Origin of the sequence: Actinomadura formosensis (genome assembly GCF_050948385.1) — a bacterium.
Classification (GTDB): Bacteria; Actinomycetota; Actinomycetes; order Streptosporangiales; family Streptosporangiaceae; genus Spirillospora; species Spirillospora formosensis.
Window position 1 is genome coordinate 2,441,708 of sequence record NZ_CP192011.1, and the last position, 12,064, is coordinate 2,453,771.

At 71.2% G+C, this 12,064-nt stretch carries 9 protein-coding genes; 4 read left to right on the forward strand and 5 right to left on the reverse strand.

Annotated features, from left to right (window positions below; all coding sequences use genetic code 11):
• Positions 1–32 precede the first annotated feature (32 nt).
• From ACQP1N_RS11570 to ACQP1N_RS11585, 4 genes are read left to right on the forward strand one after another with little or no spacing between them, the layout of a single operon-like run.
• Positions 33–1,022: an ABC transporter permease gene (locus ACQP1N_RS11570; RefSeq protein ID WP_067791974.1), complete on the forward strand. Its 990-nt coding sequence runs from the start codon at positions 33–35 to the stop codon at positions 1,020–1,022.
• The gene (locus ACQP1N_RS11575; RefSeq protein WP_433231067.1) at positions 1,019–1,816 is read left to right on the forward strand and encodes an ABC transporter permease; all 798 of its coding nucleotides are present in this window, start codon (positions 1,019–1,021) and stop codon (positions 1,814–1,816) included. Before ACQP1N_RS11570 ends, ACQP1N_RS11575 begins: the two co-directional genes overlap by 4 nt.
• The gene (locus tag ACQP1N_RS11580) at positions 1,813–3,615 is read left to right on the forward strand and encodes an ABC transporter ATP-binding protein (protein WP_067791968.1); all 1,803 of its coding nucleotides are present in this window, start codon (positions 1,813–1,815) and stop codon (positions 3,613–3,615) included. Before ACQP1N_RS11575 ends, ACQP1N_RS11580 begins: the two co-directional genes overlap by 4 nt.
• Positions 3,616–3,656: 41 nt before the next feature.
• Complete coding sequence (locus ACQP1N_RS11585) at positions 3,657–5,285, forward strand: ABC transporter family substrate-binding protein (RefSeq protein ID WP_433231071.1); 1,629 nt, start codon at positions 3,657–3,659, stop codon at positions 5,283–5,285.
• 11 nt (positions 5,286–5,296) lie between these two features.
• Here ACQP1N_RS11585 and ACQP1N_RS11590 read toward each other — a convergent pair whose 3' ends face one another.
• The 5 genes from ACQP1N_RS11590 to aceB all read right to left on the reverse strand — a co-directional run bounded on the left by ACQP1N_RS11590 (position 5,297) and on the right by aceB (position 11,845).
• Positions 5,297–6,016, reverse strand: a complete 720-nt coding sequence (locus ACQP1N_RS11590; RefSeq protein ID WP_433231073.1) for a hypothetical protein — start codon at positions 6,014–6,016, stop codon at positions 5,297–5,299.
• Between the two features lie 120 nt (positions 6,017–6,136).
• The gene (locus tag ACQP1N_RS11595) at positions 6,137–7,423 is read right to left on the reverse strand and encodes a (Fe-S)-binding protein (RefSeq protein WP_433231075.1); all 1,287 of its coding nucleotides are present in this window, start codon (positions 7,421–7,423) and stop codon (positions 6,137–6,139) included.
• Positions 7,423–8,619: an FAD-binding oxidoreductase gene (locus ACQP1N_RS11600; RefSeq protein ID WP_067791953.1), complete on the reverse strand. Its 1,197-nt coding sequence runs from the start codon at positions 8,617–8,619 to the stop codon at positions 7,423–7,425. Before ACQP1N_RS11600 ends, ACQP1N_RS11595 begins: the two co-directional genes overlap by 1 nt.
• On the reverse strand, positions 8,619–10,058 hold the full coding sequence (locus ACQP1N_RS11605) for an FAD-linked oxidase C-terminal domain-containing protein (RefSeq protein WP_433231080.1): 1,440 nt from the start codon (positions 10,056–10,058) through the stop codon (positions 8,619–8,621). Before ACQP1N_RS11605 ends, ACQP1N_RS11600 begins: the two co-directional genes overlap by 1 nt.
• Positions 10,059–10,237: 179 nt before the next feature.
• Positions 10,238–11,845 carry a malate synthase A gene (gene aceB / locus ACQP1N_RS11610; RefSeq protein WP_067791947.1) on the reverse strand — a complete coding sequence of 536 codons (1,608 nt, stop codon included), beginning with the start codon at positions 11,843–11,845 and terminating at the stop codon, positions 10,238–10,240.
• Positions 11,846–12,064: the final 219 nt, after the last annotated feature.

Consider the following 12,064-nt stretch of genomic DNA (forward strand, 5'->3'; position numbering starts at 1 on the left):
GCTGTTGCTGCGTGATCCCGGGAGGGGAGACATTGGCGGGGTTCCTGGTGCGGCGGCTGGTCGGCCGCGGAGTGCTGGTCGTTCTCGCCGGGAGCCTCGCCTATCTGCTCGCCGCCGGTGTGCTCGATCCGCGGGCCGAGTTCGAGGGGCGCGCGCCACGCCCGCCGGAGGCCGTCGTGGAGGCCCGCCTCAGCGCCCTCAACCTCAGCGACCGGGTTCCCCTGGCGAGCCGTTACCGCATCTGGGCCCGGGGTGTCCTGCACGGTGATTTCGGCCGGACCCAGGAGGGGGAGCCCGTCAACGCCGAGTTATGGCGTCGTCTCGGTGTGAGCCTGCGGCTGTCGGTCCCCGGAAGCGTCATCGGGAGCGTTCTGGGGGTGCTCCTCGGGGCCTATGCGGCGGTCAGGCGTGGACAGGGCGCCGACAGGGTCATCACGGCCGGGTCCTATCTGCTCCTGGCCGTCCCCGTGTTCGTCCTGGCGGCGCTGTTACAGATGGCCGCCGCCACGGCGAACGATGCCATGGGCGTGCGGGTGTTCGCGTGGGTCGGGGAGTCCACGCCGGGAGAGCCGGGCGCCTTCCGCGGGCTCGTTGACCAGGCACGGCATCTGGTGCTCCCGACGGCCACGATCGCGCTGGCCCAGTTCGCCCTCTACTGCCGCTATCAGCGGGGCTTGATGCTCGATGTCCTGCACGCCGATTTCGTCCGGACCGCGCGGGCCCGGGGGCTCCGGCGGCGGCGCGCCCTGCTGCGGCACGGGCTGCGCACCGCGCTGATCCCGATGATCACCTACTTCTCCTACGCGTCCGGCCTGCTCGTGCTCAGCGGCGTGTTCACCGAGAAGATCTTCGGCCGGCACGGGCTGGGGGAGTGGCTGGTCGACTCGATCACGCGCGGCGACGTCAACGCGGTCGCCGCGATCGAGTGCGCGGCCGCCTGCGCGGTGCTGCCGGCCGGCCTGGTCTCCGACGTCCTGAGCGGTCTCCTCGACCCTCGGCTGCGTGCCGGGGCCGCGGCATGAGGACGCGGCGGGGCGCGGCCGGTGCGGTACTGCTCGTACTGGTGTTCCTGCTGGCGTTCGCCGGGCCGCTCGTGTCGCCGTGGGGCTGGGACGAGACTGACTTCACGGCGTTCCACCAGGAGCCGTCCGCGCGTCACTGGCTCGGCACGACGCAGAGCGGACGGGACGTGTTCGCCCTCACCCTGCGCGGCGCGCGGAGGTCGCTGGCGATCGGGCTGCTCGCCGCCGTGCTGTCCACCGGCGTCGCCGCCGTGATCGGGACCGCGGCCGGGTTCGCGGGCGGTGCGCTCGACCGCGCCCTGATGTGGGGCGCCGATCTTCTCCTGGTGCTTCCGCCGTTCCTCGTCGTCGCCCTCCTGGCGCCGGGCGGGGCCTGGCCGATGCTCGTGCCGGTGCTCGCGGCGTTCATGTGGATGCTCACGGCCAAGGTGGTGCGGGCCATGACGCGGTCGCTGCGCGAGCGCGAATACGTGCTCGCCGCCCGGTTCCTCGGGGTGAGCGGGCCGCGCGTGATCGTCCGGCACGTTTCGCCGCGGCTCGCGTCGCTGCTGGCCGTGGACGCGAGCCTGACCGTCGGCGTCGCGATCATCGCCGAGGGCGGGCTGTCGTACCTCGGCCTCGGGGTTCGGCCGCCGGACGTCTCGCTCGGCACGCTGGTCGCGGAGGGGCACGGCGCGGCGGCCACGTGGCCGGCCGGGGCGGCGGCCGGGCTGCTCGTCCTGATCGTCCTCGCCGTGAACCTGCTGGGGGACGGGCTGCGGGACGTCCTCGATCCGCTGAGGGACGGGCGTTGACGGTTCTTCGGGTCACCGACCTGGAGGTCGGTTACGCGGGCGGTGCGCGCGCCGTGCGCGGGGTGAGCGTCACGGTCGGGGCGGGCGAGGTCCTCGGAATCGTCGGTGAGTCGGGGGCGGGCAAGACGGCGCTCGCGCTCGCCGTGATGGGGCTCCTTCCCGGCGGTGCCACTGTGGCGGGGTCCGTGCGGCTGCACGACGAGGAACTGGTCGGACGGTCCGACGCCGAACTGTCCCGGGTGCGCGGCAAAGACCTGGCGATGGTCTTCCAGGAGCCGGCGCTGACGCCCGTCCACACCGTGGGCGACCAGATCGCTGAAACCGTCCGGGTGCACTGCGGGGTCACGCGGGCGGCGGCGCGCGCGCGAGCCGCGGAGTTGCTCGATCTGGTCGGCATCCCCGGTGCGGCGCGGCGGGCTCGCGCGTACCCGCACGAGTTCTCCGGCGGGATGCGGCAGCGCGTGATGATCGCCATGGCGATCGCCAACGAGCCGAGCGTGATCCTGGCCGACGAGCCGACGGCCGCGCTGGACGTGACCGTCCAGGCGCGGGTCTTGGACGTGCTCCGGGCCGCCAAGGAGGCGGTGGGCGCCGCGATCGTGCTGATCACGCATGATCTGGGGGTCATCGCGGGCTTCGCCGACCGCGTCATGGTGATGCGCGGGGGAAAGGTCGTGGAGACCGGGCCGGTGGAGCAGATCTACCGGGAACCACGCGCGGCCTACACGGCCGGGTTGCTGCGCTCCATTCCGCGCATAGGCGGGGCCGACGCGCCTCGGCCCCGGCCTGAGCGTCCGGTGGTGCTGCGAGTGGACGGCCTTGTGCGGCATCACCCCGTCCTCAAGGGGACGCTGGTGCGGCGCCGGGCGGGGACCGTGCGCGCCGTGGACGGCATCGGATTCGACGTCCGGGAAGGCGAGACGCTCGCGCTTGTGGGGGAGTCGGGGTGCGGCAAGACCACGGCCCTGATGGAGATCCTGCGGCTGTCGCGCCCGCAGGAGGGACGCGTGGTCGTCCTCGGCCAGGACACGGCGTCCTTGAACGCGGCCCGGCGGAAGGCCCTGCGGCGGGACGTCCAGGTCGTGTTCCAGGACCCGGCCGCGTCGCTCAACCCGCGTATGCGCGTGGCCGGTATCGTCGCCGAGCCTCTGACCACGCATGGCGTTCCAGCATCACTGATCAAAGGCCGCGTGGGGGAGTTGCTGGAGCAGGTGGGCCTGAAGACTGAACACGCTAGGCGCTACCCCCACGAGCTTTCGGGCGGGCAGAGGCAGCGTGTGGGCATCGCCAGAGCACTCGCCCTGGAACCTCGCATTCTCCTCTTGGACGAGCCAGTCGCAGCCCTGGACGGTTCCGCGCAGGCGGCCGTCATAGCTCTGCTGGAGGGGCTCCGTGAGCGTCTCGGGCTGACGTATCTCTTCGTCGCTCATGACCTGGCCGTCGTCCACCGCATCGCTGATCGGGTCGCCGTCATGCATATGGGACGCATCGTCGAGATCGGGCCGGTGGGCGACCTCTACCGCGCGCCCGCCCATCCGTACACGCGTGCGCTCTTGGACGCGGTCCCGGTACCTGATCCGCTGCTGGAACGCGGTCGTCGTCGTGTCCTCCTACGGGGAGATACGCCTGATCCCATGACACCGGTCAGGGGATGCCGGTTCCGGTCTCGCTGTCCTCGCTACCCCATGCTCCCGGCGGCCGACGGGCGCCTATGTGAGGAGCAAGACCCGTCACCGGGGCGAGAAACGGATCGGTTAGTCGCCTGCCACCACCCCCTAGTCACCATCGGAGCAGAATGATGAGACGGATACTCGGCGCAGTTTTCTTAGGCATCGTGCTGATGACCGGGTGCAGCGGCACTGAGAAGCGGGATCTGACCAATGCGTCCGGCGAGCTACCCGCGTCCGATGTCAACCCGGCCCCGCGCGACCGCGTCATGAACGGCGGGACGCTCCGCTGGCCGCTGCCGGAGTTCCCCGCCCAGTGGAATTTCAACCACGTCAACGGCACCAAGGGCGCGGTCGAGCACGTCCTCCAAGGCGTCCTGCCGTACCTGATGCGCGCGGACGAGAAAGCCGTTCCGCATCCCGTCCCGGAGTATCTGCAATCGGCCACGCTGAAACGGGCCGAGCACGGCCAGAGCGTTACCTACCGGCTCAACCCGCGGGCCAGATGGTCGGACGGCCGGCACATCGGATACGCCGATTTCGTGGCTCAGGCGCGTGCGCTTTCCGGACGGGACCCGCGCTATGAGGCGTCCACCGTCACCGGCTACCGCCAGATCGAGCGCATCGAACAAGGCGCCGGCGAACACGAGGTCAAGGTGACGTTCGCCAAGACCTATGCCGACTGGCGTAGCCTGTTCAACCCTCTCTATCCGGCCTCCGCCTACTCCAGCCCGCACGCATTCAACATCGGCTGGGTGAACCGGCTCCCCGTCACTGCGGGCCCGTTCACGATCGACCGGATCGACCGGACCGCCAAGACCGTCATCTTGGCCCGCGACCCCGCCTGGTGGGGCGTGCCCGCGAAACTCGACCGCATCGTCTATCGCGCAATGGACACCAGCGCGATGCCCGGCGCGTTCGCCAACGACGAGATCGACCTCATGGACATCGGCCTTGACGCAGGCGCGTTGCAGCGCGTCCGGAGCGTCCCCGGGGCCGAGGTGCGCCGGGCCGGCGGACCGGACTGGCGGCATTTCACGCTGAACGCGGCCGGGGCCGCCCTGTCGGACGTCCGCGTGCGGCGTGCGGTCATGCTCGGCATCGATCGACGGGTCATCGCACGCTCGGACCTGTCCGGCCTCGGCGTGCCGGTCCAGACGCTCGGCAACCACTTCTACGTCAACACCCAGAACGGCTACCGGGACAACTCCGCGGTGCTCGGCGCCTACGACCCCCGGCGTGCCCGACGCCTCCTGGACGAAGCGGGCTGGAAACCGCACGGCAAGTACCGCGCCAAGAACGGGCGTACGCTCGCCCTCCGGTTCGTGGTGCCGTCCGGCGTCCCCATCGGCAAGCGTGAAGCGGAACTGGCGCGCGCACTGCTCGAACGCATCGGCGTCCGTATCGACATTCGGCTGATCCCCGCCGATGACGCCCTGGACAGCTATGTCACGCGGGGGGACTTCGACATCGTCCCGTTCTCATGGCTGGGCACGTCGTTCCCGGTGTCTCCGATGAGGGCGGTGTTCGCGCGGCCGCGCGGCGGCAATGTCCGGCAGAACTACTCGCGCACCGGAACCGCCGCCATAGACACGGCGATGGACCGGGCCATCGCCGAGGCCGACCCGGCGAAGATCCACGTCCTTGTGAACAGGGCCGACCGGCTCATCTGGCGCCAGGCGTCGGTCCTGCCGCTGTACCAGCGTCCCCAGCTCGTCGCGGCCCGCGCGAACCTGGCCAACATGGGAGCGTGCGGCTTCTCCGAACCCGCCTACCAGGACATCGGGTTCACGAACCGATGAGATCCGGACGGTTATGGGAAGGCGAGCCGGATGCCCTTGCTGTCGTTGGCGTACCGCGCGCTCCACACGTACAGCCGCAGATCGTCGGCGGAGAGGTCCTCGTTCACCGGCAGGTCCGAGGCGATCCGGACCACGTAGGAGGCGCCGCCCGGCATCATCATGCTGCCGTTCTCCTCGACGGGCGCCTTGGCCCCCTCGACACGGGCGGTGACCTCGCTGTGGTTGGGCAGCGTGCACATGTCGTCGGGGATGCCCGCCTGCGGCATGCACCGCTCCCGTGCCGACTCCGGGACCTGCGCCTTCGGCATGAACAGGTCGGCGGGGAAGTCCAGGAGGACGGGCCGCCGCTGGCTGTTGGTCAGGACGTAGTCGGCGTAGGCGTAGGTCGTCCCCGACGGCGGGGCCTTCGTGGCGCCGAGCGGCTGCCGGTCCGTCCCCGCCCGGACCGCGGCCAGGCTGTAGCCGTAGCCCTCCGGGGTCGTGAAGTCCACCGGCGGGCCGGCCTGCGGCGAGGGCACCGCCGAGCCCGCCTTGGCGCTGTCGCCCTGGCTCGCCAGGGTCGGCTGGGCGGACCCCTCACCACCGTCCGCGCCCGGCCGCAGGATCACGATCCCGGTGGCCACCGCGGCGATCCCGACGGCCCCGGCGACGGCGGCGGCCAGGCCGAGCCTCCCCGCGCCGGCCTTCTTCCTCCGGCGATGCGAACGGTACGGCTGGTGGCTGTTGGACATGGCGATGCGGGCTCCCTCGGGCCTGGTGGGCGCAGTAGGCGTGTCCTGTCTAGCCTCGGTCGGCGATGGCGGCTGGACAGGATACCCGACGCCGGATCGGCGGCATTCAGGGGCTGTGGGTTACGAACCGCGTGAGATGAGGGCGTCGCGGCCAAGGCCCCGCAGGGAGGCGTCCAGCACCTGCGCGGTGTGCGCGACCGCGATGCCGGCGCCGCGCCCGCGCAGCGCGGTGGCGATCTGCATGGAGCAGCCGGGGTTGGCGGCGACCAGGAGTTCGGCTCCGGTGGCGTCCACGTTCCCCGCCTTGCGGTCGCCGAGATCTGCGGCGGCCTCCGACTGGAACAGGTTGTAGGTTCCGGCGGAACCGCAGCAGACGTCCGGTTCGGCGATCTCCCGCACGGTCAGCTCGGGAATCGCGGCCAGCAGCGCGCGGGGCTGGCTCCGCACGCCCTGCGCGTGGGCGAGGTGGCAGGCGTCGTGATAGGCGACGGTGACCGGAAGCGGCCTCCGCTTCGCCCGGGGCCCGAGTTCCACGAGGTACTCGGCGAGGTCCCGCGTCTTGGCGGACAGCGCCTCCGCCCGCGCCGCCCAGGCCGGATCGTCGGCGAGCAGCGTCCGGTATTCCTTCATCGCCGACCCGCAGCCCGCCGAGTTCACCACGATGACGTCGGCGGACTCGAACGCCTCGACCGTCCGGCGGGCGAAGGCGCGGGCCTCGTCCTCGCGTCCGGAGTGCAGGGAAAGCGCCCCGCAGCACCCCTGGTTCCGCGGGATGACGACGTCGCAGCCTTCGAGGGCGAGGACGCGCGCCGTGGCGGCGTTGACGCCGGGGAAGAACTCGCCCTGCACGCAGCCGGTCAGCATCCCGACCGTGGCGCGGCGCTCCCCGCGTGCGGCGACCCGCCCGGGCAGCCGCGGCGCCCTGCCGAGGGGCGGTGCCAGCCGTTCCATCGCCGCGAGGGACGGTGAGATGCGCTCCAGGATGCCGCTGCGCCGGACGAGCCGCTCCAGACCCGACTTCTGGTAGGCGCGCAGGGGGCCGCGCAGAGCACGCAGCCTCCGCCTGTAAGGGAACAGCTGGAACACCATCTCCCGTATGGCCCGCTCCTTCAGCGAACGTGGATGTTCGCGTTCCACGTCGGCGCGGGTGATCTCGATGAGACGGTCGTACTGGACGCCGGACGGGCAGGCCGTCACGCACGCCATGCAGCCGAGACAACGGTCGAAATGCTCGACCATCGGCCCGCTGAGCGGCGCGCCCTCCACGTGCTGCTGCATGAGATGGATGCGGCCCCTGGGGGAGTCCATCTCCTCACCCCACAGCACGTACGTCGGGCATGTCGGCAGGCAGAAACCGCAGTGGACGCAGTCGTTGAGCAGATTCGGGAGATCGTCTTGGGCGCCCATCAGATACCTCCCGCGAAACGGCCGGGTGACAGCCGGTGTCCAGGGTCGAACTGGTCTTTCACGCGCCGCATCAGCGTGAGCGCCGGAACCGGCCCCCACAGGTCGATCACGCCGCGCACCTCTTCGGGGGCGTAGCGGACGACGGCGTGGCCATGGTGACGGGCCAGGACGCCCCGTAGCCGGCCTAGGAGGTCGGCGACCTCGTCTGGTGCCATTTCGGGGGGCAGGCCCACATGACCATGGCCGCTTCCACTCCAGGTGGCGGCAATGTCAGGGCCGAGCATGGTGAGGAGGGCGCGGAGCGAAGGCGGGGGCGCACTGATATCGATGAGGGTGGTGCCGTCCGGGTAGCGGCCCCACCCTTCCGGTGCGGTCTCGGTGATTTCGGCGTTCTCGTCGAGGAGCCCTGCGGTCTGCCCAGCGCGCGCGGAGACACCGTCGGGTACGCCTTCCAGAAGGACCGTGACCGTCCCCGGGCTGGTGTACTCGACGGCGCTGGGCGCAACAGGGGAGTGGAAGACGGTCTGGACGGCGTCGTGTGCGTCCTCCGGCCCGCGCACGGCACACGTCACGTACGCGGAGGCGGCCGGGATCGGGTGCAGGCGGAACGTCGCCTCCACGATCAGGCCCAGGGTTCCGTACGAGCCGCAGAAGAGCCGTCCGAGGTCGTACCCGGCGACGTTCTTGACGACCTTGCCCCCCGACCGGGCGACCTGACCGTCCGCCCGGACGATGGTGAGCCCGATGACCAGGGCCCGGGGCGTCCCGTACAGCGTGCGGAGCGGACCCGCCGCGCCCGTGGCGATCGTCCCGCCGACCGTGGAACCGGGCAGGGGCACGTCCAGGGCCAGGCGCTGCCCCCGCTCCGCGAGCCTCTGGCCGAGCCGCTCCATGGGAAGGCCCGCCTCGGCCTTCGCGACGAGATCTCCTGCGGTGTGCTCGACGAGTCTGTCCAGCCGGTGGGTGTCGATCAGCAGATCGCAGCGTTCCGGAGGCGCCCCCCAGTCGAGGCGTGTCTCGGCCCCACGCGGCACGACGGCCAGGCCCTTCTCGGCGGCGACGCGCATGACGTCGGCGGCCTCCGCCAGGTTCTTCGGCGCGGCGACGAGCGCGGGCTCGACACCGAGCACGCCTTCCGCCGGCTCGCCGGGCCGTACGTCGGCGCAGACCTTCGCCAGGGCGTCCAGGGGCCGCATCAGAAGATGTCCGCCTTTCCCTCGTACGGGTGGGGGCCCTTGCGTTTGCCGGGCACCTCGCCGCACAGCCGCGGTGTGGGGAAGACCTTGCCGGGGTTGCACAACCCCGCCGGGTCGAACCCGCAGCGGACCATCTGCATCGTGTCCAGGTCGGTGTCGGTGAACATCCGGGGCATGTAACGGGACTTGTCGACGCCGACGCCGTGCTCACCGGTGATGGAGCCGCCGTGCTGGATGCAGAGGTCGAGGATCGCGCCCGACACCGCCTCGGCGCGCTCCTCCGCGCCCGGCTCGGCGTCGTCGAACAGCACCAGCGGATGCAGGTTCCCGTCGCCCGCGTGGAACACGTTCGCGACCCGCACGCCCGACTCGGCCGACAGCGCGTCGATGCTCGCGAGGACGTCCGGCAGCACCGTCCGGGGGATGACGCCGTCCTGGACGAGGTAGGCGGGGCTGATGCGGCCCACCGCCGCGAACGCCGACTTGCGTCCCTTCCAGATCAGCGCCCGCTCCGCGTCGTCCGCGGCGATCCGGATCTCGAACGCGCCCGCGTCCCGGCACAGCCGCTCCACCTCGGTGAACTGGGCCGCGACCTCCGCGTCCGGGCCGTCCAGTTCCACGATCAGCACCGAGCCGGCGCCCGGCGGATAGGCGCAGTGCACCGCGGCCTCGGCCGCCTCGATCGCCAGCGCGTCCATCATCTCGATCGCCGCCGGGACGACGCCCGCCCCGATGATCGCCGACACCGCCGTGCCGCCCGCCTCGATCGAGTCGAACGCCGCCAGCAGCGTCTGCACGGTCTGCGGGACCCGTGTCAGCCGCACCGTGATCTTGGTGGTGATGCCGAGCGTGCCCTCCGCCCCGACGAACACGCCCAGCAGGTCGTAGCCGGGCCCGTCCGCCGGCAGTTCGACCAGTTCGCCGTCCGGCGTCACGACCTCGCAGGCCAGCACGTGGTGCGCGGTGAACCCGTACTTCAGGCAGTGCGCGCCGCCGGAGTTCTCCGCCACGTTCCCGCCGACCGAGCAGATCTGCTGGCTGGACGGGTCGGGCGCGAAGTAGTACCCGTACGGGCGGACGGCCCGCGTCACGTCCAGGTTGATCACACCGGGCTCCACCACGGCCCGCTGGCCCGGGACGTCGATCTCCAGGATCCGGCGCATCCGGGACGTCACGATCAGCACGCCGTCCGCGCGGGGGAGCGCCCCGCCGGACAGCCCCGTCCCGGATCCGCGCGCCACATACGGCACGCCCGCCGCCGCGCATTCCCGGACGATCGCGGCGATCTGCTCGGCGGTGTCGGGCAGCACGACGATCCCGGGCGTCGACCGGTGGGTGGTGAGGCCGTCGCACTCGTACGTGCGCAGCCGCACCGGATCGGTGATCACCCGGCCGTCCCCGAGCAGTGCCTCCAGCCGGGGTCCGAGCGCTGTGAGCATGGACTCCATCTTTACCACCCTCCGCCGCCCCCGAAACCCCTGCACAGCCGGCGAACCGGTTCGTACCGCGGCATCGCCTCGGAGTGCCGCGGCCCCCTTCCGCGGCGCCCCGGCGATCTGCGCGGGTCCCCCGGTGGCCGGGCGCCGCGGGACGCCGGCCACCGGGAACATCGCCCGGCTTACGGGAACTGCTGGTAGGCGGGGGTGGTGAGGAACTCGGCGTACTCGCCGGCCAGGGTGACCTCCTTGAAGAGGGCGACGGCCTGGTTGTAGCGGGGCTCGTTGTAGGACTGCCCCAGCTCCTCGCGGATCTTGCCGAGCTCCTCGTCCAGGAGCTGCTCCACCCACTCCCTGGTGATCTTCTTGCCCTCGGCGGTGGAGACGCCGTTGTAGATCCACTGCCACACCTGGGAGCGGGAGATCTCCGCGGTGGCCGCGTCCTCCATCAGGTTGTGGATCGCGACCGCTCCGGCGCCGTCCAGCCAGGTGGCGAGGTAGCGCAGCGCCACGTCGATGTTGTTGCGCAGGCCGGCCTCGGTGATCTCGCCGGGGGTGTCCTTGATGTTGAGGAGGTCCGCCGCGGAGACCCGGACGTCCTCGCGGAGCCGGTCGAGCTGGTTCGGCCTGTCGCCGAGGACGCCGTCGAACACCTCGCGGCAGACGGGGACGAGGTCGGGGTGGGCGACCCAGGAGCCGTCGAAGCCGTCGCCGGACTCGCGGGTCTTGTCGGCGCGGACCTTCTCCAGCGCGACCCTGTTGACCTCCTCGTCCCGGCGGGACGGGATGAACGCCGCCATGCCGCCGATCGCGTGCGCGCCGCGCTTGTGGCACGTCCGGACGAGCAGCTCGGTGTAGGCCCGCATGAACGGGGCGGTCATCGTGATCGCGTTCCGCTCGGGCAGGACGAACTCGGCGCCCCGGTCCCGGAACTTCTTGATCACCGAGAACAGGTAGTCCCAGCGGCCGGCGTTCAGGCCGGCGGAGTGGTCGCGCAGCTCATAGAGGATCTCCTCCATCTCGAACGCGGCCGGGATCGTCTCGATCAGCACGGTCGCGCGGATGGTGCCGCGCGGGATCTCCAGGGCGTCCTGGGCGAGGTTGAACGCGTCGTTCCAGAGCCGCGCCTCAAGGTGGCTCTCCATCTTCGGCAGGTAGAAGTAGGGGCCCTTGCCCTTGTCCAACTGCCGGCGGGCCGAGTGGAAGAAGTACAGCCCGAAGTCGAACAGCGACCCCGACATGGGCTCGCCGTCGACGAGGAGGTGCTTCTCCTCCATGTGCCAGCCGCGCGGCCGGACGACGATGGTCGCGAGCTCCTCGTCGGCCTTCAGCGCGTAGGTCTTGCCGGTCTTCCCGTCGGTGAAGTCGATGGTGCGGTCGAGGGCGTCCCGCAGGTTGAGCTGGCCTTCGATCATGTTCGTCCACAGCGGCGTGTTGGCGTCCTCGAAGTCGGCCAGCCACACCTTCGCGCCCGAGTTCAGCGCGTTGATCGTCATCTTCCGGTCGGTCGGGCCGGTGATCTCGACGCGGCGGTCCACCAGGCCGGGCGCGGGCTCGGCGACGCGCCAGGAGTCGTCGCCCCGGATGCTCGCGGTCGCGGGCAGGAAGTCCAGCGTCCCGCCCGCGGACAGCTTGCGCTGCCGCTCCGCGCGGGCTTCGAGGAGCTCCTTGCGGCGGGCGCCGAGCTCGCGCTGCAGGGCGGCGAGCAGGCCGAGCGCCTCGGGGGTCAGGATCTCCTCGTAGCGATCGCCGAGGGGCCCGGTGACCTCGATGCCTTCCAGTCCAGCCATCAGCCTGCCCTTTCGTATAGCGAAATTTGACTTCTGTTACGTGGAGAACGGTACTCGGCGGTACAGAGCCGGGTCAAAGCGGGTGCCCTCGCTGGATCTCCCCGGGTGCGCTTACGCCAACCCAGGGCGGGAACCATGGCGATAACCACGTGACCACCGTGGAAGACCCGTGAGACGATCGCCGGGAAGATACGGCCGCGAGGCGGCGTTCTACCGAGG

Excerpts from the sequence above, each read along its gene's own strand:
- ACQP1N_RS11585 (WP_433231071.1), top strand. The coding sequence starts at position 3,657 with ATGACCGGGTGCAGCGGCACTGAGAAGCGGGATCTGACCAATGCGTCC.
- ACQP1N_RS11595 (WP_433231075.1), bottom strand. The coding sequence starts at position 7,423 with ATGGGCGCCCAAGACGATCTCCCGAATCTGCTCAACGACTGCGTCCAC.
- ACQP1N_RS11575 (WP_433231067.1), top strand. The coding sequence starts at position 1,019 with ATGAGGACGCGGCGGGGCGCGGCCGGTGCGGTACTGCTCGTACTGGTG.
- aceB (WP_067791947.1), bottom strand. The coding sequence starts at position 11,845 with ATGGCTGGACTGGAAGGCATCGAGGTCACCGGGCCCCTCGGCGATCGC.
- ACQP1N_RS11590 (WP_433231073.1), bottom strand. The coding sequence starts at position 6,016 with ATGTCCAACAGCCACCAGCCGTACCGTTCGCATCGCCGGAGGAAGAAG.
- ACQP1N_RS11605 (WP_433231080.1), bottom strand. The coding sequence starts at position 10,058 with ATGCTCACAGCGCTCGGACCCCGGCTGGAGGCACTGCTCGGGGACGGC.
- ACQP1N_RS11600 (WP_067791953.1), bottom strand. The coding sequence starts at position 8,619 with ATGCGGCCCCTGGACGCCCTGGCGAAGGTCTGCGCCGACGTACGGCCC.